Source organism: Pseudoclavibacter sp. RFBA6, from assembly GCF_002931575.1.
Classification (GTDB): domain Bacteria; phylum Actinomycetota; class Actinomycetes; order Actinomycetales; family Microbacteriaceae; genus Pseudoclavibacter; species Pseudoclavibacter terrae.
Genome location: NZ_PSUA01000012.1, coordinates 99916 through 120514, shown reverse-complemented (window position 1 = coordinate 120514; position 20599 = coordinate 99916). Strand labels below are relative to the sequence as shown.

The 20599-nt window shown below is 67.8% G+C and carries 17 protein-coding genes; 9 read left to right on the top strand and 8 right to left on the bottom strand.

Annotated features, from left to right (window positions below; all coding sequences use genetic code 11):
- Positions 1–17: 17 nt before the first annotated feature.
- Positions 18–2564 (bottom strand): DNA topoisomerase (ATP-hydrolyzing) subunit A, encoded by a 2547-nt coding sequence (locus C5C17_RS10485; RefSeq protein ID WP_104253330.1) that lies wholly within the window; start codon positions 2562–2564, stop codon positions 18–20.
- A gap of 53 nt (positions 2565–2617) precedes the next feature.
- Between C5C17_RS10485 and C5C17_RS10480 the strand changes: the two genes are divergently transcribed.
- Positions 2618–3766, top strand: coding sequence for an alkaline phosphatase family protein (locus C5C17_RS10480; RefSeq protein ID WP_104253329.1), 1149 nt, complete (start codon positions 2618–2620; stop codon positions 3764–3766).
- A 27-nt stretch (positions 3767–3793) separates the two neighbouring features.
- Here the strand turns inward: C5C17_RS10480 and sepH are convergent, their stop codons facing one another.
- A complete protein-coding gene (gene sepH, locus C5C17_RS10475) occupies positions 3794–4900 on the bottom strand; it encodes a septation protein SepH (protein WP_181028550.1) in 1107 nt (368 codons plus the stop codon).
- Between the two features lie 214 nt (positions 4901–5114).
- On the opposite strand from sepH, the gene C5C17_RS10470 reads away from it, so the two are divergent.
- Positions 5115–5411 carry a DUF4193 domain-containing protein gene (locus C5C17_RS10470; RefSeq protein WP_104253327.1) on the top strand — a complete coding sequence of 99 codons (297 nt, stop codon included), beginning with the start codon at positions 5115–5117 and terminating at the stop codon, positions 5409–5411.
- 98 nt (positions 5412–5509) lie between these two features.
- Here the strand turns inward: C5C17_RS10470 and C5C17_RS10465 are convergent, their stop codons facing one another.
- The gene (locus C5C17_RS10465; RefSeq protein WP_104253326.1) at positions 5510–5974 is read right to left on the bottom strand and encodes a DUF3093 domain-containing protein; all 465 of its coding nucleotides are present in this window, start codon (positions 5972–5974) and stop codon (positions 5510–5512) included.
- Positions 5975–6061: 87 nt separating this feature from the next.
- Here C5C17_RS10465 and dut point away from each other — a divergent pair, with 87 nt between their 5' ends.
- The 5 genes from dut (at position 6062) to C5C17_RS10440 (ending at position 12247) form a co-directional block, all read left to right on the top strand.
- Complete coding sequence (dut, locus tag C5C17_RS10460) at positions 6062–6511, top strand: dUTP diphosphatase (RefSeq protein ID WP_104253845.1); 450 nt, start codon at positions 6062–6064, stop codon at positions 6509–6511.
- Complete coding sequence (locus tag C5C17_RS10455; RefSeq protein ID WP_104253325.1) at positions 6498–7253, top strand: DUF3710 domain-containing protein; 756 nt, start codon at positions 6498–6500, stop codon at positions 7251–7253. The genes dut and C5C17_RS10455 overlap by 14 nt, the downstream gene beginning before the upstream one ends.
- On the top strand, positions 7250–7999 hold the full coding sequence (locus tag C5C17_RS10450) for a DUF3159 domain-containing protein (protein WP_104253324.1): 750 nt from the start codon (positions 7250–7252) through the stop codon (positions 7997–7999). Before C5C17_RS10455 ends, C5C17_RS10450 begins: the two co-directional genes overlap by 4 nt.
- A 119-nt stretch (positions 8000–8118) precedes the next feature.
- Positions 8119–10935 (top strand): aconitate hydratase AcnA, encoded by a 2817-nt coding sequence (gene acnA, locus C5C17_RS10445; RefSeq protein ID WP_104253323.1) that lies wholly within the window; start codon positions 8119–8121, stop codon positions 10933–10935.
- Between the two features lie 160 nt (positions 10936–11095).
- Positions 11096–12247 carry a glycerol dehydrogenase gene (locus tag C5C17_RS10440; RefSeq protein ID WP_104253322.1) on the top strand — a complete coding sequence of 384 codons (1152 nt, stop codon included), beginning with the start codon at positions 11096–11098 and terminating at the stop codon, positions 12245–12247.
- Positions 12248–12316: 69 nt separating this feature from the next.
- Here the strand turns inward: C5C17_RS10440 and C5C17_RS10435 are convergent, their stop codons facing one another.
- From C5C17_RS10435 to C5C17_RS10420, 4 genes are all read right to left on the bottom strand, one after another.
- Entirely contained in the window at positions 12317–14458 is a 2142-nt protein-coding gene (locus C5C17_RS10435) for a 3-hydroxyacyl-CoA dehydrogenase NAD-binding domain-containing protein (RefSeq protein ID WP_104253321.1), read from the bottom strand.
- Between the two features lie 5 nt (positions 14459–14463).
- Entirely contained in the window at positions 14464–15690 is a 1227-nt protein-coding gene (locus tag C5C17_RS10430) for an acetyl-CoA C-acyltransferase (RefSeq protein WP_258066163.1), read from the bottom strand.
- A 75-nt stretch (positions 15691–15765) separates the two neighbouring features.
- Complete coding sequence (locus tag C5C17_RS10425) at positions 15766–16992, bottom strand: HRDC domain-containing protein (RefSeq protein ID WP_104253319.1); 1227 nt, start codon at positions 16990–16992, stop codon at positions 15766–15768.
- On the bottom strand, positions 16982–17587 hold the full coding sequence (locus C5C17_RS10420) for a DUF3000 domain-containing protein (RefSeq protein ID WP_104253318.1): 606 nt from the start codon (positions 17585–17587) through the stop codon (positions 16982–16984). Before C5C17_RS10420 ends, C5C17_RS10425 begins: the two co-directional genes overlap by 11 nt.
- Positions 17588–17691: 104 nt before the next feature.
- Between C5C17_RS10420 and C5C17_RS10415 the strand changes: the two genes are divergently transcribed.
- Positions 17692–18873: a S9 family peptidase gene (locus tag C5C17_RS10415; protein WP_146079139.1), complete on the top strand. Its 1182-nt coding sequence runs from the start codon at positions 17692–17694 to the stop codon at positions 18871–18873.
- A gap of 15 nt (positions 18874–18888) precedes the next feature.
- On the opposite strand, the gene C5C17_RS10410 is transcribed toward C5C17_RS10415, so the two are convergent.
- On the bottom strand, positions 18889–19332 hold the full coding sequence (locus C5C17_RS10410; protein WP_104253316.1) for a SufE family protein: 444 nt from the start codon (positions 19330–19332) through the stop codon (positions 18889–18891).
- A gap of 107 nt (positions 19333–19439) precedes the next feature.
- Between C5C17_RS10410 and zapE the strand changes: the two genes are divergently transcribed.
- Complete coding sequence (zapE, locus tag C5C17_RS10405; protein ID WP_374953909.1) at positions 19440–20486, top strand: cell division protein ZapE; 1047 nt, start codon at positions 19440–19442, stop codon at positions 20484–20486.
- Positions 20487–20599 lie beyond the last annotated feature (113 nt).

The window sequence follows — 20599 nt, the reverse complement described above, 5'->3', positions numbered from 1 at the left end:
CTCGCGGGATCTGTCGATCAGTCGGTCACGGACGCGGCCGTGGTGTCCTCGGAATCGGGCGCGGCACCCTCAGCCTCGGCACCGGGCAACGGCGTCGGATCGCCGATGCCACGGCCGATGAAGTCCACGACCTGCTCAAGCGGGGTTCCGGACGCGTCGCGCTTCGCGCCACCGGTCGGCAGCGCGCGTACGGCGCCGTCACGGGCGTTTCCGAAGGGGGTGCCCGGCCCGACCCACGCTGCGCTGAGGCGGCGCTCGCCGCGGAGGAGGCGCTGGGCCCTGACCCCACCCGTCGCCCGGCCCTTCGCGGGGAACTCGCTGAGGCTCGAGACCTTCGCCGTCCCCGAATCTGTTCCCTCGAGCGCGTCCTCGTTGCGCGCGACGCTCGCGACCTCCGCGAGGTCGATGTTCGCCGCTGCCACGACGGCGAACGAGAGCACGACGGCCCCGTCCGACAGCTTCATGCCTGCCATTCCCGCGGCCGAGCGGCCCTGCGGCCTGACGAGCTTGCCGGAGAAGCGCAGCAGCTGAGCGTCGTCAGAGACGAAGACGAGCTCATCGTCGTCGGCGGCGAGCGCTGCACCGACGACTTCGTCGCCCGCTTTCAACGTCATGATCTCGAGTTCGCGGTTCTTCCCGAAGTCGATGCCCGTGACCCGCTTGACGACGCCGAGCCTCGTCCCCAAGGCGATCGGCGTCTCCTGGTCGATGGGCACCAGGGCGACGACCTGCTCCTTGGCGTTCGTCAGGCCCACGAAGTCGTGTGCCTTCACCCCGGCCGAGAGCAGCACGGACCCCTGCGGGCTGGAGGGGAGCGCCACCACGGGGACGCGGAGGAGCCGTCCGAGGTTGGTGACCGCCCCGAGCTCACCCTGCACGGTGGTGGTCACGTGCGACCGAACGGCGTCATGCTTGCTGCGCCTCGGCGGCTGCTGCAGTCGTGCATCCGCCTCGACCGTGTCGATGCGGAGCAGGCGGCCCGTCGTGGAGAGCAGCACCTGCGTCGGGGAGTCTGCGAGCTGCAGCTGCGTGGTCTCGATCGCCTTCCCGCGCTTCGGGGGAGTGCCGACTCCCTCGGTAAGCAGCGTCCGGCGTGGCGTCGCGAACCGGTCGCTGGTCTCCCGGAGCTCCGCGCCGACACGAGCACGGAGCAGGATCTCGTCGCCGAGGAGCCGCTCGAGCTCGGCGATCTCCTGCCGCAGCTGGTCGCGTTCCGCCTCGAGCTCGATGCGCGAGAACTTCGTGAGGCGGCGGAGCCGGAGCTCGAGGATGTACTCCGACTGGAGCTCTGAGAGGTCGAAGACGATGCGCAGGCGCTCGCCGGCGGCCGATGCGTCGTCGCTCGAGCGAATGATCTGGATGACCTCGTCGATGTCGAGGATCGCGACGAGGAGGCCCTCGACGAGATGGAGCCGTTCGAGCTTGCGCGCAAGACGGAAGGCGCTTCGCCTGCGCACCACCTGAATACGGTGGTCGAGGTACACGCGGAGCAGCTCGATGAGGCCGAGCGTCTGCGGCCCGCCGTTGACGAGCGCCACGTTGTTGATGTGGAACATGTCCTCGAGCGGGGTGTGCCGGTACAGCTGCTCGAGCACGGCTTCTGGATCGAACCCCGTCTTGATCTCGATGACGAGCCGGAGTCCGTGCTTGCGGTCCGTGAGGTCGGCGACGTCGCTGATGCCAGCCAGCTTCTTGGCCTGCACCCCGTCCTTGATCTTCTCGATGACCTTCTCGGGGCCGACCATGTAGGGGAGCTCGGTGACGACGATGCCGGATTTGCGCGCCGTGACGCGCTCGACGCTGGCCGTCGCACGTGTCCGGAACGAGCCCCGCCCGCCCGCGTACGCATCCCGAATGCCGTCGAGGCCCGTGATGCGAGCGCCCGAGGGCAGGTCCGGCCCGGGGATGAACTGCATGATCTCTTCGAGCGTCGCGCCCGGGTTCTCCAGCAGATGCAGGGCTCCAGCGATTACCTCGCCGAGATTGTGCGGCGCCATGTTGGTCGCCATGCCAACGGCGATGCCGCTCGCACCGTTCACGAGCAGGTGCGGCCAGGCAGCCGGGAGCACTTCGGGCTGCGTCGTCGAGTTGTCGTAGTTGGGAACGAAGTCGACGACGTCCTCGTCGAGCTCAGCCGTGAGCGCCAGTGCGGCTGCGTCGAGCCTCGCCTCCGTGTAACGGGGGGCCGCGGGACCGTCGTCGAGCGACCCGAAGTTGCCGTGGCCGTCGATCGTCGGCACCCGCTGCACGAACCCCTGAGCCATGCGGACGAGCGCGTCGTAGATGGCGGTGTCGCCGTGCGGGTGCAGGCGCCCCATCACCTCGCCGACGACACGAGCCGACTTCACGTGCCCACGATCCGGCCGGAGCCCCATCTCCGCCATCTGGTAAAGGATGCGTCTCTGCACGGGCTTGAGCCCGTCGCGCGCGTCAGGGAGAGCCCTGGCGTAGATGACCGAGTAGGCGTACTCGAGGAAGGAGGACTGCATCTCGGTGGAGACGTCGATGTCCTCGATGCGCTGCTCGCTCATCGCTGAGGAGTCGTCGTTGCGTGTTGTGCTCATGTCACCTGTCGGAAGGGAGGTTGCCGCGGCGCCCCTGTGGGAGACTGGGACGGATGTCGTCCATGCTATTCAGCGCGGCGAGCGGTCGCCCGACGCTCTCCGACGTGTTGCCGAATTCGCTTGCCTCTCTGCGTGGTGAACGGGGTGCGCTCGGTCTCCCCGAGGCCCGATCCACGGTCGTCATGCTCGTCGACGGGCTCGGTGCGGCGATGCTCCGTTCCCGAGCCGGCCACGCGCGGCGGCTGAGCGCCGGTTGGCGCAAGAAGGACACCGCGTTCTCGTTCCCCTCGACGACCGTCGCGGGCATCACTTCCCTCACGACGGCCACCCGCGCGGGCGAGCATGGGCTGCTCGGCTACTCGCTCTACGACCGCGACTCCGGGGTCATCCGCAACCAGCTGTCCGGCTGGGGCGACGGCATGGACCCGGCCACCTGGCAGCTGCAGCGCACGATCTTCGAGCAGCTGCGCGACGCCTCGTCCGAGGTGCAGAGCATCGTGGTCGGCATGCCGCAGTACCGGGATTCCGGGCTCACGCACGCGTCGCTCCGAGGTGCCCTCTACCTCGAAGGCGAGTCCATGCAGGAGAGGGTCGAGGTGACCCTCGCCGCGCTCGACACGAACCCCCGTGCGCTCATCTACCTCTACAACGCCGAACTCGATCAGGCTGGTCACGCGCACGGCTGGGAGTCTGACGCCTGGCTGGCGCGGCTCGAGGAGCTCGACGCGGCATTCGACTCGCTGGCTCGCGGGGTGGATGCGGGAACCGGCATCCTCGTGACCGCAGATCACGGCATGGTCGACATTCCGCGACACCGGCAGATCGACATCGACGACGACGACCCGCTCTTCGACGGGGTCATCGCGATGGCGGGTGAGCCCAGGCTCCGGCACCTGTACCTGGCACCGGACGCGGATGCTTCGGAGGCCCAGGAGCTTCGGAACCGGTGGCACGAGTCGCAGAGCTCTCGCGCCACCGTCCTCACCCGCGCGGCGGCGATCTCCGAGGGCTGGTACGGACCCGTCGTCTCCCCAGAGGCGGCAGCACGCATCGGGGATGTCATCGTCGCGGCGACCAAGGGCGTGACCTATTACCCCTCGTCGGTGCAGTCGGGTGCGAGGCTCGTCGTCGGACAGCACGGATCGATCACCCCCGAGGAGACCATCGTTCCCCTCATCCGTGCCGGCGCCTACGCGCACTGACCTCCAGCGCACGCCGAACGTCGGGTCCTACTCGTCGCTGCGAGTGCCGAAGACGATCTCGTCCCAGCTCGGCATCGCCGCTCGCCCTGAGCGCTTCGGCGAGTGCTTGGACTGGGACGGCTCCCCGGCATCACGTGCGGGCTCGTCCAGCCCGTCGAGTGGCACATCGACGGCTCGCACGCCTCCTGCACCGAGATCGCTCGGCTCGATGGTCTCCGTCTCGAAACGATCCTCGTCGCGGCCGCGAGGAGCGAAGAGCTTCACCGGAGTCCGCTCTGGCGAGGGCGATCCGGTCTCGTCGAGGGGGCCCTCGGCGTTCGACTCGACCTCATCCGCACCGTCTTCGTCGTCGTCGAACGACTGGGTGACTCGCTCACCACGGCGCCTGCGGAGCGCCTCCAGCAGATCGGCCGTCTCGTGGTGCTGCTGCTCGGTGGCACGCTCGAGGCGAGATGCCGCGGCGCCGATCCAGGAGACCGGCTCCTTCGCGGAGGGCTCGGCACTCACTGCCGGTGCCACCTCGCGCTGGGGTGCCTCGACGACCGCCCGCAACCGGGGGCTGCCGAGCGCAGGTGCCTCTCCCTGCTGCGAGAGCATCGTCGCCGTCGGATTGAGCGGGGTCAGGGCCTGCGTCTTTGGCTCGAAGCCCCAGAGTGCCTCTCGAGATATCTCGTCGACGGCGAACGAGAGACCGACCCGCCAGCCCTCCTCGTCATCCTTCCAGGCGTCCCAGACGACGGCAGTTGCGACCGACGCCTCGAGGCGGTCATCGATGACCTCGCCGAAGCTCGTTCCGTCTTGTCCGAGCGGGTCTGCGTCGGTCTTCAAGCGCACCGTCACCGCGCGCGCCTGTCGAACGAGGTAATCGCGCTCGGCCCGCACGGGACCCTCGAAGCGCACCACGTCCTCGCGGGCTGCTCCGGTGAGCTCGATCACCTCGTCGATCGTCTTCCCGGCGCGGATGAGCCGCTGGATGGCCCGTGGCGGCACCTTCGGCGCATCGACGCGCGTCGAGATGCGCGGCCGCAGGGCATCGCGGAGCGCTTCGTCGATCACGACTCGGAAGCGCTGGCCGTCATCTCCGGACACGACGAGGGCACCTTCATCCAGGTCGATGAATCTGAGCTCTTGCATGCTCGTACTCCTTGGCGTTGCCGATTCCTGGGGCACAGCATCACACGCCGGGGCGGTGCAGGCGAGGAGCCGAGGGGCGCGCCGTCCAAGTCGGGAGGACATTTGATCTCGCTCCGCGCGAACACTGCTGACCTGGGTTTGAGTTTCACCCCTGAGTCGTGCACAATTGCCGCGCCTGGGGGAGTTCCCCTCGTTTGAAGAGATTTGGATAGGTATGGCGACCGACTACGACGCACCTCGCAAGACCGACGATGACGCAGAGTCCATCGAGGCGCTGAAGGAGCGAGTGCCGGATCGTCTCTCCGGCAGCGTTGACGCCGAGGACGCTGACAACCCCGGCAGCTTCGACCTCTCGGCTGCAGACCTCGCAGACGTCGAGCTCGAGACCGTGGTGATCCCGCCGCAGGCCGACGAGTTCACCTGCGTCGAGTGCTTCCTCGTCAAGCACCGTTCTCAGCTCGAGAAGAACTCGGCACTCGGACCCGTGTGCCACGACTGCGCGACGGCCTGACCGCCCGCACGACTCACGACCGAAGCCGCATCCCACCGGATGCGGCTTCGGTCTTTCTGGTTGCAGTCTTTCTGGTTGCAGAGAGGGCAGTTGGTGGTTCAGTCAGCTTGTCGTGGCGCCCGCGAGCGAGCTTCCGTGATCGCCGAGGCGAGCTCAGTCGGCCTGCGCGTCGACACCAGCCAATACGGGACCGGGTCCGCCTCATCCGTGATCTCGATCGTGAGCGAGGTCGGAATCCATCCTCTGATGCACAGCCACGCGCGCAGATCGAGCTCCGGACCTGCCGCCAGACGGGCCTTCTCCCTGGTCGTGTGGGGGATGCACTGCCCGGTGAAGTTCAGCGGGACGTGCGCGCCGGCGACGCGAACCTGAGTCGCAGTGACCTCGATGATGGGGGAGTACGCCAGGATCAGCGTCAGGAAGGCCGCGTACAGCGTCACTGCGATGGCGGCGCCGATCAAAAAGTTGATGGGCGTGAAGACGAGGATGACGGCAGGCACCATGAGGAAGCCGACGGCGTAGACCCAGGCGGCGGGCCACAGGCGCTCGTGGAAAACTGGCATGTCGATATTGGATCACGCTTTGCCGGGCATCGCTGTCAGATCACGATCCGGTCACGCCTCAGCTAGGCTCGTACGGTGAGCTTTGTCATAGATGTGCCCGTCTCGGGCGTCCTCCCCGCGTTCGCCCAGCCTGGCGACGCCGGTGCCGACCTGACCGCCACCGAGCCGGTCACCCTGGCCCCTGGCCAGCGAGCTGTCGTCGGCACGGGCGTTCGGCTCGCGCTCCCTGACGGGACCGTCGGCTTCGTCATGCCGCGGTCGGGGCTCGCAGCCAAGCACGGCATCACCCTCGTGAACGCCCCTGGCACGATCGACTCCGGGTACCGCGGAGAGATCAAGGTCATCATCCTCAACACCGACGCGACCGAGACGTACGCCATCGCCGCGGGCGACCGCATCGCCCAGCTCGTGGTGATGCAGCTGGCACCGGTGAACTTCATCCAGACCGAGCAGCTCTCCACGTCACAGCGCGGCGAGGGCGGTTTCGGCTCCACCGGCTACGCATCTGACCAGGAGGCTCATCATGGGACTGTTTGATTTCCTCAAGAAGGAAGAAGAGAAGCCGGAGAAGGCCGACAAGCTGACCGTCGACGACGAACTGCTCGACGATGCGGAGCTCGAGGGCGAGCTCGACGACGACGACCAGGACGACGATGAGGCGAAGTCCGCTCCCATCGATCGCGAGACTCGGGGGCCGTTCGACATCAGCGAGGCCAGCCCGGCGAAGCGATACGTCGACCTGGGTGCGCTGCGGATCCCCGCCCGCGAGGGGCTCGGTCTCCGTCTCGAGGTCGAGGAGAAGACCAAGCGACTCGTCGCGGTCGCCCTCGACTACAAGGAATCGACGATGCAGATCCAGGCGTTCGCGGCTCCGCGATCGACGGGTCTGTGGCATTCGATCATGGCTCAGCTCGCCGAGCAGGTGCGCAAGCAGGGCGGTACTGCAGAAGAGGTCGAGGGCATCCTGGGCCCGGTGCTCGACACGAAGATCCCCGTCGTCGTGAAGGGCGCGGCATCGTCTCAGACGCGCTCTGCGCGCTTCTTCGGCGTGGATGGGCCTCGCTGGTTCCTCCGTGGCGTGCTCACGGGGAAGGCGCTCCGTGATGAGGCCACGCGAGTCGAGCTGGTCGAGCTCTTCCGGAGCGTCGTCGTCGTGCGTGGAGACGCCCCGCTGCCACCGCGAGAGCTCCTGACGCTCGTCGTGCCGAAGGCTATGGCCGACCCCACATCGAAGACGGCCACGGAAGATGCCGCATCCGGAGCGGCCGAGAAGGCATGACGCACCCAGACGGTGATGGGGCGGGTGCCGCGCAGTCGCCCGCTGATGCGCCGAACATGCGCAAGCTCGAGGAGGTGGCAAAGTCGTCCTCGCTCGGGCGGCTCACCGAAGGCGGTATCAGCGGCGCGTCCCTGCTCGCTGCCATGGGCGGTGTCCGGGGACTCATCGAGACCCTGCTGCCTGGCATCGTGTTCCTCGTCCTCTTCACGCTCGGAACCGAGCTGTGGGTGGCGGTCCTCGCGCCTGCGGCACTCGGTCTGCTGTTCATCCTCGTCCGGGCCCTGCAGAAGGAGCCGGTCGTCCCGGCCATCTCGGGCCTCGTCGCGCTGCTGATCTCGGGCGTCCTCGCCATGACCACCGGTCGGGGTGAGAACTTCTACCTCGTGGGCTTCTACACCAACGCCGCGTACGGGGCTGCCCTGCTGGTCTCGGTTCTCGTCCGCTGGCCGGTGATCGGCCTCGTCACCGGCCTCATCACCGGTCAGGGCTCGAGCTGGCGTCAGGACCGTTCGATGCTGCGGTGGATGTCCATCATCACGCTCGTCTGGGTCGGGTTCTTCGCGCTGCGCCTCGTCGTACAGCTGCCGCTCTACTTCGCTGGCAACGTCGAGGCGCTCGGGCTCGCGCGGCTGCTCATGGGAACCCCCATGTACGCGGTGGTCCTCGTCGTCACGGTGCTCTTCGTGCGCGCCCTGCTGAGCGCGTCGCGGTCTCGTGCGCAGAGTGAAGCAGGTAAAGTATCTTGATGTCAAGATAAAAGCGTCTCGATCAACTCAGGATCACCTTCGAGGCAAGCCACGGCGAGACGCGAGATGATTGCTGGGCGCGGGCCGCGCACCCAGAGTTGCAAAGAAGGAGCCGAGACGTGACCGCAGTCAACAGCTTCGGGGCCAAGGACACGCTCAGTGTCGACGGCACCGAGTACGAGATCTTCCGCATCGACAAGGTTGAGGGCTTCGAGAAGCTCCCCTTCAGCCTCAAGGTTCTCCTCGAGAACCTCCTCCGCACCGAAGACGGTGCGAACGTGACCGCAGAGCAGATCCAGAAGCTCGGTTCGTGGGTGCCGACGGCAGACCCAGACACCGAGATCCAGTTCTCGCCTGCCCGAGTCGTCCTCCAGGACTTCACCGGCGTTCCCTGCATCGTCGACCTCGCCACGATGCGCGAGGCCGTCACCCAGCTCGGCGGCGACCCCGAGAAGGTCAACCCGCTGGCTCCCGCTGAACTCGTCATCGACCACTCGGTCATCGCCGACCTCTTCGGCCAGGCGGATGCGCTCGAGCGTAACGTCGAGATCGAGTACCAGCGCAACGGCGAGCGCTACCAGTTCCTCCGCTGGGGCCAGACGGCCTTCGAGGACTTCAAGGTCGTTCCCCCGGGAACCGGCATCGTCCACCAGGTCAACATCGAGTACCTGGCGCGCGTCACCTTCGTCCGCGAGGTCGGCGGCGTCCTGCAGGCCTACCCGGACACGCTGGTCGGCACCGACTCGCACACGACGATGGTCAACGGCCTCGGCGTGCTCGGCTGGGGAGTCGGCGGCATCGAGGCAGAGGCGGCCATGCTCGGCCAGCCCGTGTCGATGCTCATCCCCAAGGTCGTCGGCTTCAAGCTCAAGGGCCAGATCCCCATGGGCGTCACGGCGACAGACGTCGTCCTCACGATCACCGACCTGCTGCGCAGGCACGGCGTCGTCGGCAAGTTCGTCGAGTTCTACGGCGAGGGTGTCGGGGCAGTGCCGCTCGCCAACCGCGCCACCATCGGCAACATGAGCCCCGAGTTCGGTTCGACGGCCGCGATGTTCCCGATCGACGACGAGACCCTCAACTACCTGCGGCTCACGGGCCGCAGCGAGGAGCAGGTCAAGCTCGTCGAGGCGTACGCGAAGGAGCAGCACCTCTGGCACGACCCGAGCAAGGAGCTCTCCTACTCGGAGTACCTGGAGCTCGACCTCTCGACGGTCGTTCCATCGATCGCGGGCCCGCGTCGCCCGCAGGACCGCATCGAGCTCTCGAAGGCCAAGGGCCAGTTCGGTGCCGACCTGACCGACTACACCGCCGAGGACTTCGGTCTCGTCGATGTCGCCGGCGAGGACAGCTTCCCGGCATCCGACCCTGCCAAGCTCACGCCGGGCTCCGACGACTCGGATGTCCGCGAGCGGCACACCGCCCCGACCTTCTCGCACGAGCGCAAGCCCGTGCAGGTGCAGGGCTCAGACGGCCAGAACTACACGATCGACCACGGCTCCGTGGCCATCGCCGCCATCACGAGCTGCACGAACACCTCGAACCCCTCGGTCATGCTCGCAGCCGGTCTCCTCGCGAAGAAGGCGAGCGAACGCGGACTCAAGGCGAAGCCATGGGTCAAGACCACGCTCGCTCCCGGCTCCAAGGTCGTGACGAACTACTACGAGAAGGCCGGTCTGACCGACTCGCTCGAGGCGCTCGGCTTCTACACCGTCGGCTACGGCTGCACGACCTGCATCGGCAACTCGGGACCGCTGAACGAGGAGATCTCCGAAGCGATCAACGACAACGATCTCGCCGTCACGGCGGTCCTCTCCGGAAACCGCAACTTCGAGGGGCGCATCAACCCCGACGTGAAGATGAACTACCTGGCCTCCCCGCCGCTCGTCATCGCGTACGCGCTGGCAGGAACCATGGACTTCGACTTCGAGACCCAGCCACTCGGCACGGACTCCGACGGCAAGGACGTCTTCCTCAGCGAGATCTGGCCGTCCGCTGACGAGGTGCAGTCGACGATCGACACGTCGATCGACACGGACATGTTCACGCGCGAGTACGGTGCCGTGTTCGATGGCGACGAGCGCTGGCGCTCGCTGCCGACGCCGACCGGCGCCACGTTCGAATGGGACGACCAGTCGACGTACGTGCGCAAGCCCCCGTACTTCGACGGCATGGTCATGGAGCTGACGCCAGTCACCGACATCAAGGGTGCCCGCGTGCTCGCGAAGCTCGGCGACTCGGTCACGACCGACCACATCAGCCCAGCTGGCTCGATCAAGGCGGACAGCCCCGCTGGCCGCTACCTCTCCGAGCACGGCGTCGACCGCAAGGACTTCAACTCCTACGGCTCGCGTCGCGGCAACCACGAGATCATGATCCGCGGCACGTTCGCGAACATTCGCCTCAAGAACCAGCTCCTCGACGGCGTCGAGGGCGGGTACACCCGCGACTTCACCCAGGCAGACGGACCGCAGTCGTTCATCTACGACGCAGCCCAGAACTACGCCGAAGCCGGCACACCGCTGGTAGTCCTCGGAGGCAAGGAGTACGGCTCCGGCTCGTCTCGCGACTGGGCCGCCAAGGGCACGAGCCTCCTCGGCGTCCGCGCCGTGATCGTCGAGAGCTTCGAGCGCATCCACCGCTCGAACCTCATCGGCATGGGAGTCGTTCCGCTGCAGTTCCCCGCTGGCGAGACCTGGGCATCGCTCGGTCTCGACGGCACGGAGTCGATCTCCATCCAGGGCATCGAGCAGCTCAACGAGGGCTTCACGCCCAAGACGGTGCACGTCATCGCCGAGCCCACGTCCGACTCGCCTGAGGGCAAGCAGACGATCGAGTTCGACGCCGTCGTCCGCATCGACACCCCTGGTGAGGCCGACTACTACCGCAACGGTGGAATCCTGCAGTACGTGCTCCGCCAGCTCGCCGCGGCGTAGCCAGCAGCAGCACTGGAGGACCGAAGGGCGGAGCCGCGAGGCTCCGCCCTTCGGCGTACGCCTACACGCTCTCGGTTCTCCGTCGCTGAGAACAGCTGTGGTCTGCACCCATCTGCGCTGGTTAGCGTTGGGACGATTTCCGATCACGAAGGAGTTCCCCATGACGAGTGAGACCCCCATCCGCACAGTCCTCAGCCCCGGCCGATACGTGCAGGGCAAGGGCGCGCTGGCGCGCCTCGGCGAGTTCGTCGAGCAGATCGGCCAGACACCGCTGCTCCTGACCGACGACTTCGTCTGGGACCTGCTCGGCGAGCGCCTGACGACCTCCTTCACCGGTGGGGGCGCCGAGGTGCCGCGCGAACGGTTCAACGGCGTCGCCTCGTCCGGTGAGATCGACCGGATCGTTGACGTGATCACGCAGAGCGGCAGCGACGTCATCGTCGCCGTCGGTGGCGGCAGCACGATCGACGCGGCGAAGGCGGCGGGCTTCCTGGCGGGAATCCGCTGGGTGAGCGTGCCGACCGTCGCGTCCACCGACGCGCCGACCTCCGCGCTCGCCGTGGTCTACACCGAGTCAGGCGAGTTCGAGGAGTACCGCTTCTTCCCTCGCAATCCCGACCTCGTGCTGATCGACTCGCAGCTCGTCGCTGACGCTCCCGCCCGGTTCCTCGTCGCGGGCTTCGGCGATGCCCTCGCCACCTGGCTCGAAGCGCGCGCCACGAGCCGCTCGAACTCCAAGACGATGGCAGGCGGACTCCCGACACAGACGGGCACGGCGCTGGCGAAGCTCAGCTGGGACGTGCTCTGGGAGAACGCACCGACCGCGCTCGACGCGGTGGAGGACGGCGTCGTGACACCAGCGCTCGACCGTGCCATCGAGGCGAACACCCTGCTCTCGGGGCTCGGCTTCGAGTCAGGCGGCCTCGCCGCCGCGCACGCGATCCACAACGGCCTGACGGCGGCCCCGCAGACACACGGCCTCCAGCACGGGGAGAAGGTCAACATCGGGTCCATCGCACAGCTCATCCTCGAGGGCGCGCCGGAGGAGGAGATCCGCGACTTCATCGTCTTCACCACGAAGCTCGGGCTGCCCACGACCCTTACCGAGATCGGGCTCTCGACCGACGACAAGCACGAGCTCAGGCTCATCGCCGAGGCCGCGACGGTGCCGGGGGAGACCATCCACAACATGCCGTTCGCCGTGACCGCCGACGACGTGATCGCGGCCCTGACCTCGCTCGAGCGGCTCTCGCGGCGCATCCGTGCCGAGGCCGGCCTGCCGGAACCGGTCAAGTACCACGCCGCGCACTAGCCTCGATCGACGAAGGCGCCTCCCCACCCGTGTCGGGCAAGGAGGCGCCTTCGGTGTTCGCTCCTCAGGTCAGCGCGAGGCAGCCCCGCGGATGGGTGGCGTGTGGAAGGTGCCGCCGAACGCCTTCTCTGAGGCTCCGATCCGGTCGAGGTACGGTGTGATGCCGCCGGCCTGGAATGGGTAGCCTGCGCCCAGGATGAGGCACAGATCGATGTCCTCGGGTGCCGCGACGACCCGCTCGTCGAGCATTCGCTTGATCTCGTCGGCGAGGCCGACCTCGACCCGCTCCGCGAACGACTCCGCGGTCATCGGAGTCCTGCCGCCCGCGACGATCTGCACGGCCTTCTTGTCGAAGCCCTTCTTCTTGCCCTTCCCATCGCGGTCGTAGAGCTTGCCGTAATCCGCGAGCCTGTGCAGGTTCTCCGACTCGAAGAATCGGTCGGGGAACGCGGCGTGGTGCGTGTCGAGGACGTGTGCTCCCACCTTCAGGCCGACGAGCTCGAGGAGCTCGAACGGCGTCATGGGCAGGCCGATGCGGTCGAGCGCATGGTCGACCGTTTCGAATGAGGTTCCGGTATCGACGGCGTTCATGGCCTCGCCGAGCACCTTCGCGAGGACGCGGTTCACGACGAAGCCGGGCGCGTCCCTCGTGATGACGGCGGTCTTCTTGAGGTTCTTGGCCGTCGCCATCGCCGTGGCGAGTGTCGCATCGTCGGTGCTCTGCGTCCTCACCACCTCGATGAGGGGCATCTGCGCAACCGGGTTGAAGAAGTGGAAGCCGACCAGGCGCTCCGGATGCTCGAGCTGGGCGCCGATCTGCGCGACCGACAGCGACGAGGTGTTCGTGGCCAGGATGGCCTCGGGGCCGACGATCTTCTCGAAGTCCGAGAAGACCTGCTGCTTCACGCCGAGCTCCTCGAAGACCGCCTCGATGACCCAGTCGCAGTCCGCGAACTGGCTCCTGTCGGTGGTCCCGTGCACGAGCCCGGTGAGGCGTCCGTACTCGTCGCCGTCGATCCGGCCCTTCTCGTGCAGCTTCTCGAGTTCGCGACGCACGGCGGCGACGCCCGAGTCGACCCGCGCCTGGTCGAGGTCGGTGATGACCACCGGCACCTTCAATCGTCGGACGAAGAGCGTCGCGAACTGCGTGGCCATGAGTCCGGCGCCGATGACGCCGACCTTGTTGACCGGGCGTGCCAGTGCCTTGTCCGGCGCCCCTGCTGGACGCTTGCCGCGCCTCTGGACGAGGTTGAACGCGTAGATCGATGCCACGAACTGGTCGCCGGAGATGAGGTCGGCAAGCGCCTCGTCTTCAGCCGCGAATCCCTTTGCGCGGTCATCGCCCTTCGCCAGCTTGAGGAGGTCGAGGGCCCGGTAGGGTGCGAGCGCGACCGTGCCGAGCTTCTCCTCCAGTGTCCTCCGAGCGACCCCGAGTGCGAGGTCCCACTTCGCGAGTCGCTCGAGACGCCCCGGGGCGTGCGGGCGCTTCACCTCGATATCCCCGCCGATGACCTTGTCCGCCCAGACGAGGGAGTCCTCGAGGAAGTTGAGGCTGGGGAAGATCGCGTCCGCGATGCCGAGCTCGGCGACCTGTGGGCCTTTGAGCATCCGGTTCTGCTTGAGGGGGTTCTCGATGATGACCTTGATCGCGTTCTCGATGCCGATGAGATTCGGCAGGATGCTGGCACCTCCCCACCCGGGGACGAGGCCGAGGAACGTCTCCGGCAGGGCGAACGCGGGAACGGTGGCATCGACGGTGCGGTAGTCGGAGTTCAGACCGATCTCCACACCCCCGCCGAGCGCCAGTCCGTTGTAGAAGGTGAAGCTGGGCACGCCGAGCCTGCCGAGCGAGCCGAGCACCTCGTGGCCGAGTTGCGCGAGCTGCAGTGCGACGTCGCGGCTGGGGATCGAGCCGACGTTGGAGAGGTCCGCGCCGGCCGCGAAGTTGAAGCGCTTGCCGGTGATGGCGACCGCGTCGATGTCATGGGACGACGCTCGGGCGCGCAGGCGCGAGAGCACCTCGCCGAGCTCGGCGAGGGTCTCCGGGCCGAGCGTATTCGGCCGTGTGTAGTCGTGGCCGTTGTCGAGCGTGATGAGCGCCAGTGTCCGACCGCTCGGCAGAGTGACGTCGCGGACAAGCGAGTGCGTCACGACCTCGTCGGTGCTCATGGCGAGCAGGGGAGCGTAGCGTGCTCGGAGATCGGTTGCCATGGTGATCAGCGTCCCTTCTTGCCGAAGCCTCGGCGTGCGTGCGACTTGCCGTTCCAGCTCGGGTTCTCCCAGATGACGGTGCCGCCCTGTCCGAGGCCGACGCACATGGCAGTCAGGCCGAAGCGAACCTCGGGGTGCTCCTCGAACTGCTTCGCGAGCTGGGTCATCAGGCGGACGCCGGATGAGGCCAGCGGGTGGCCGATCGCGATGGCACCGCCGTACGGGTTCACGGACGGGTCGTCGTCGTCGATTCCGTAGTGGTCGAGGAAGGACAGCACCTGGACGGCGAATGCCTCGTTCAACTCGAAGAGGCCGATGTCGTCGATGGTCATGCCGGCCCGTGCGAGGGCCTTCTCGGTCGAGGGCACGGGGCCGAGGCCCATGACCTCGGGCTGGACGCCGGCGAACGCGAATGTGACCATGCGCATCTTGGGCTGCAGGCCGAACTCCTTGGCGGCGGCACTCGAGGCGATGATCGCGGCAGTCGCGCCGTCGTTCAGCCCGCTGGCGTTCCCTGCGGTCACTCGACCGTGCGGGCGGAAGGGCGTCTTCAGCGTGGAGAGCGTCTCCATGTTCGTCTCGGGCCGCAGCGTCTCGTCTCGCGTCGCGAGTCCCCAGCCAGCTTCTGACTCGATGGCGACGGGGATGAGGTCGGGCTGCAGCTGGCCGTTGTCGTACGCGGCGGCGGCCTTCTGCTGGCTGCGCATGGCGTAGCGGTCGCTGCGCTCGCGCGTGAGCTGCGGGAAGCGGTCGTGCAGGCGCTCGGCGGTCTTGCCCATGTTGAGGGCGTCACCGCTCACGAGCTGCTCGGCGACGAACCTCGGGTTCGGGTCTGCGCCGATGCCGAGCGGGTGCCGACCCATGTGCTCGACTCCGCCAGCGATTGTGACGTCGTACGCGCCGAACCCGACGCCGGAGCCCATGGTCGTGACCGCCGTCATCGCGCCGGCGCACATCCGGTCGATCGCGAGACCCGGGACCGTGTTCGGGAGACCGGCGAGGATGGCAGTCGAGCGGCCGAGGGTCAGGCCCTGGTCACCCTGCTGCGTGGTCGCGGCGATGGCGACGTCGTCGTAGCGGTCGTGCGGGATCTGCGGGTTCCGGTCGAGGAGACCCTTGATCGCCTTGACAGCGAGGTCGTCCGCACGGGTCTTCCAGTACATGCCCTTCTCGCCAGCACGTCCGAAGGGGGTCCGAACGCCGTCGATGAACAACACTTCTCGATTGGCCACACTGCCTCCAAGCATCTATTGACTCGGTCATCCTATGGATGCCCGCCTGATGGGAAGCCAATGCCTCGTGCGAAGCTACGAAGCCTCTCCGTCCGGAGTGGAAGTCAATTGGTCAGCTTCTACAAAAGCGGCGGCGATTCCCTGTGCAACCTCGCTGGTCTGCCACGGTCGAGCGCCGAGGTCACGCAGGTGCTCGGCAACCGTCTCTGCCGAGACCGGCTGGTGCGGGCTCCACGCCGCGCGCCTGAGCAGCTCGGGTGTCAGCAGGTTCTCGACCGGCATGTGGAGCTCCTCGGCATGGGCCACGAGGAACTCGCGAGCGAGCTTCAGGCGGCGGTCTGCTTCAGGAGCCCGCTGCTCCCACTGGCGGTGGTGCGGCATGCGGTCGGGGTCACGCGGCGCCTGCGGCGGCAGCTCGTCCGTCGTCAGCCCGCGCTCCACGGCACCCCACCAGCGATCGAGTTGGGTTCTGGATGCCCGCCCAGTGAACTCCTTCAGCCGCGCCAGCTCGCCACGCGTCCGAGGCATCGCCGTCGCAACTGCCGCAAGTGCGCGATCCGGGAAGAGGCGCCCAGGCGCGGTGTCTGAGCTTCTCGCCATCTCATCGCGCGAGAGCCAGAGCTCTTTGGCGACGGCAAGCGCCCGAGGACTGCGGAGCCTGCTGATGCCGCCGATCCGACGCCAGGCGTCTGGCTTCTTGACCCCCAGCTCACGCGTCAGGATGTCGGCGAACTCTTCTCGAGCAGCTTCCAGCTTCCCGGCCTCCACCAGTTCCTGGTGCAGCTGGTCGCGGACATCGATGAGCAGTTCCACGTCGAGGGCCGCGTAGGCGAGCCACGACTCCGGGAGCGGTCTCGTCGACCAGTCTGCCGCGGAGTGCGCCTTCTCGAGCGAGATGCCGAGCAGGCGCTCGATGACGGCGCCGAGGCCCACCCGCTCGTACCCGAGCAGCCGCGCGGCGAGCTCGGTATCGAAGATGAGGGTCGGGTCCAGCTCGAGTTCGCGCAGGCAGGGCAGGTCCTGGGTGGCCGCGTGGAAGATCCACTCCTCCTCGCCGATGATCTCCTGCAGCCGAGCAAGCGACCCCGTCGCGATGGGATCGATCAGCAGCGTGCCGCTTCCGCGACGGAACAGCTGAACGAGGTAGGCGCGCTCCGAGTACCGATAGCCGGATGCGCGTTCGGCGTCCACGGCGACGGGCCCAGTTCCAGCGGCGAGCCTGTCCAGCCCCGCCCTCAGCTGGTCTTCTGTCTCGATAACGTCGAGTCCGCCTTCCTTCAGGCGGTCTGCGTCAAGCCCCATCTTTCGCCTTTCGGAGGTGCCGCAGCACCTGGACGCCGTCGTCTGCCTCAGCTTCGGGCGGCATGCCTGCCAGGAGGCACAGCAGCTCACCCCAGGCCTCTGCGTGAGCAGCGAGGTCGGTCTCGCGAGGCGTCCAGGATGCGCGCAGCTCGATCTGCGCACCCTCTCCCTGCTCTTCGAGCTCACCGAAACCACGACCGTTGATGGTCGTCGCCGTTCCGGAGGGATGCTCGAAGGCGGCCCCCCTGGACTCGAGTGCATCCATGAGCCAGGACCATGCGACGGGCGCGAGGAAGGGATCGACGCCGATCTCGGGCTCAAGGGGAGCTTGCGCGAAGCAGACGACGCGGAACGCTCCGCGCCACGCCTCCGGCTCGCTCTCGTCATGGAGCAAGATGAACCTGCCGGTGCCGAGCTCTGAGTCGCTGGCGTGGGCAGTTGGTCGCACGTCTCCGGAGAGCGCGAGCGATTCGGGGGCCAGGTTCGCTGGGGGACGGATCTCGCTCACCGTGAGGGCAGAGCGGAACTCGGCCGCACGGACCGCCTCTACGGCGGCCTCGAACTCCGGGGCAGATCGATGCAACGGGACAACCACGCGACGAGACTAGGCCTGGCCTTCTGCAACGCAGATCAGGCGCGCCGTAAGCGGCGCGCCAGCCTACGGCGTGTTCACGGGCAGTGTGCGCGATCATCGTCGTGATGTGTGCCGCCAAACGTGTCTCGGCTGAGTCGACCAGGCCTGCTGCGAAGCTCGCCACGGCGACCCTCGGCGCAGTCGTCGTCGGCCTCGTCGCCATCTCCGGCACGGCGGCCACCATGGTCGCGCGCGCCGTCGTCACGCCTCCACGGCGCCGCAAGGACCCGGTGCGCCTGCTCCGGGTTGACAGGCAGGCGGGCACGGTCACCCTCGCCCGCACCCCTGAGACGGCGGCACCCGGCCACTACAGTCTGGTCTTCGCGGCGGAGACGGGCAGGGCCAACGTCGGAGCCGTCGTCGACGAGTCGGAGCGCACGGTGACCAGGCGCTACTGGGGCGAGCAGGGCGCGCAGCTCGAGCGCGTCCGATCCGTTCGCCTTGCATCGGCTCCACAGCTCTGGGTGCGGGACCTCGATCTGCCGTGGCGCTGGGTCGACGTGCAGACCCCGCTCGGGGCGATGCCCGCCTGGCTGATCCCGGCGGCCCATGCCAGCGATTCGTGGGCGATCCACGTGCACGGTCGGGGCGCCGTCATGACCGAGCCCTTGCGCGCAGTCCCGCTGTTTCGAGGTCGAGGCTGGAACTCGCTGGTGGTGAGCTACCGGAATGACGCGCTCGCACCTCCATCGCCCGACGGGAAGTTCGGTCTCGGTGCGACGGAGTGGCGCGACGTGGAATCCGCGATGGACTGGGCCGCGGAGCGCGGCGCCAAGCGGATCATCCTCGTCGGATGGTCCATGGGGGGAGGAACCGTTGTGCAGGCGTCGCTCAATGCGCGGCACCGCGAGCTCGTCGCCGGCATCTTCCTGGAGTCGCCTGCCCTGAGCTGGCGTTCGATACTCCGATACCAGGGTCGAGCCATGCGGCTTCCCCGCGCGGTGACGGCGCTCGGCGTCTGGCTCATCGGGAGTCCCCTCGCGCGCCCTCTGCTCGGCCTCGAGGCGCCGATTCCGCTCGCTGAGCTCGAGATCCCGAACCGGCTCCGGGAGCTTCGCGTGCCCATCCTCCTCTTCCACTCCAGCGCGGACACCGTCGTGCCTGTCGACGCGAGTCGAGAGGTGGCACGCCGCCGGCCCGATCTCGTCACGTACCGCGAATTCGAGCGCGCACTGCACACGCGCCTCTGGAACGTCGACAGCGGGCGCTGGGAGCGGTCGCTGGACGAATGGCTCGCGACGTTCTGAGACGCGAGGCGGTCCCTACGCGCGCCCCTCGGCGGCGATGCGCTCGAGCAGCTGCCTCTTCGCGCGCGCCTGCAGAGCCACCATTCCGCTGCGGCGGAGCGGTGAGACGAGGTCGCCCAGGCCGAGGACGCTCGGCAGGTCCTCAGGAAGTCCGAGGAGCGCAGCTGGCTCATGACCGTCGACGCCCTGTACGAGAGCCGCCGCGAAGCCGCGCGTCATGGGCGCGCCCGGCGGGACCGAGATGCGCAGCCGGACGCGTGCGTCGCGGCCCAGCGAGACGTCGAGGTACACCGGTGACTGGCATTCGATGACGCGCTCGAACGTCTCGGCCTCGGCGGGTTCGACTGCTGGAAGCTCGGCGCCGATCTCGGCGAGGAGCTCGAGGCGATCGCGGGGTGACACATCGAGCAGCTCCTCGCGGAGCAGCTCGAGCGGTTCTGGCAGCGTGACGTCGTGCATGTGACCACGGTACCGGCCCATCGATTTGGGACGACCGGGGGAGCGGCTGACGGTAGGATTTAGTGGGCCCGCACCGGGCATCTGTCACTGGAAAGTACGAGGACTCCGTGGGCGAAGGCCGCTTGCTGCACCTGACCGAACTCTCACCGACCGTCACGGCGGCAGAGATGGTGAAGGACCTCGTGCCTCCCCGGCAGTTCGACGGTGCTCAGTTCTCCACATATCGACCGGATCCCGAGTACCCCTCGCAGGCAGCCGCCGTCGAGGCAGGCGAGCGTTTCGCCGGGGTCAAGGCGGCCGCGAACTCCGGGAGCAAGGGGCTCTTCGGGTTCCTCAAGAAGGCACCGCCGGTCAAGCCGGGCATCTACCTCGACGGCGGGTTCGGTGTCGGCAAGACGCACCTCCTCGCCTCCATCTGGCACGCCCACCCCGGGCGCAAGTACTTCGGCACGTTCATCGAGTACACGGCGCTCGTCGGAGCCCTCGGCTACGCAGAAGCCGTCCGCTCGCTCAAGGGCACGAGCCTCATCGCCATCGACGAGTTCGAGCTCGACGACCCGGGCGACACGATGGTCATGTCCCGGCTCCTCGGGGAGCTCGTGGACTCCGGCACGAGCGTCGCCGCGACGAGCAACACCCCGCCGAACGCGCTCGGCGAGGGACGCTTCGCGGCATCGGACTTCCTGCGCGAGATCACGAAGCTCGCCGGCGTGTTCGACACGCTGCGCATCGATGGCACCGACTACCGACGGCGCGACATGTCGGGCCACGCGGCCGTCACTCCAGCCGAACGGCTGGACGTGCTCGTCGATGAAGCGGTCGCCGACGGGAAGAGCGTCGCCTACGACAGCTTCGACGAGCTCGTCCAGCACCTTGCGACCGTCCACCCCTCGAAGTACGTGCGGCTCGTCGAGAACGTCGACCTCCTCGCCCTCCGAGACGTACACGAGCTCACCGATCAGGCCGAGGCGCTGCGCTTCGTCGCCTTCATCGACCGCGTCTACGACGCCCAGATCCCGATCGCCGCTTCCGGTCTCGCGCTCGACCAGATCTTCGGGGGTGGAATGCTCGACGGCGGCTACCGAAAGAAGTACCTGCGCTGCGTCTCGCGCCTCATCGCCTCGACGGCTCAGGAGCAGACCGCCTCCGTCTGAGTCCCGGTCGCACCGATCCGATTCCGTTCCCGACACAGACTCGTAACATGCAGGGTCGCTCGGAAACATGATCGAAACGACACCGCCCCACCAGCGACACGAGCCCCCAGCAG

Coding starts and splice junctions, on each gene's coding strand:
- C5C17_RS10485 (WP_104253330.1), bottom strand. CDS start 2,564: ATGAGCACAACACGCAACGACGACTCCTCAGCGATGAGCGAGCAGCGC.
- C5C17_RS10480 (WP_104253329.1), top strand. CDS start 2,618: ATGTCGTCCATGCTATTCAGCGCGGCGAGCGGTCGCCCGACGCTCTCC.
- sepH (WP_181028550.1), bottom strand. CDS start 4,900: ATGCAAGAGCTCAGATTCATCGACCTGGATGAAGGTGCCCTCGTCGTG.
- C5C17_RS10470 (WP_104253327.1), top strand. CDS start 5,115: ATGGCGACCGACTACGACGCACCTCGCAAGACCGACGATGACGCAGAG.
- C5C17_RS10465 (WP_104253326.1), bottom strand. CDS start 5,974: ATGCCAGTTTTCCACGAGCGCCTGTGGCCCGCCGCCTGGGTCTACGCC.
- C5C17_RS10455 (WP_104253325.1), top strand. CDS start 6,498: ATGGGACTGTTTGATTTCCTCAAGAAGGAAGAAGAGAAGCCGGAGAAG.
- C5C17_RS10450 (WP_104253324.1), top strand. CDS start 7,250: ATGACGCACCCAGACGGTGATGGGGCGGGTGCCGCGCAGTCGCCCGCT.
- C5C17_RS10440 (WP_104253322.1), top strand. CDS start 11,096: ATGACGAGTGAGACCCCCATCCGCACAGTCCTCAGCCCCGGCCGATAC.
- C5C17_RS10435 (WP_104253321.1), bottom strand. CDS start 14,458: ATGGCAACCGATCTCCGAGCACGCTACGCTCCCCTGCTCGCCATGAGC.
- C5C17_RS10425 (WP_104253319.1), bottom strand. CDS start 16,992: ATGGGGCTTGACGCAGACCGCCTGAAGGAAGGCGGACTCGACGTTATC.
- C5C17_RS10415 (WP_146079139.1), top strand. CDS start 17,692: ATGTGTGCCGCCAAACGTGTCTCGGCTGAGTCGACCAGGCCTGCTGCG.
- C5C17_RS10410 (WP_104253316.1), bottom strand. CDS start 19,332: ATGCACGACGTCACGCTGCCAGAACCGCTCGAGCTGCTCCGCGAGGAG.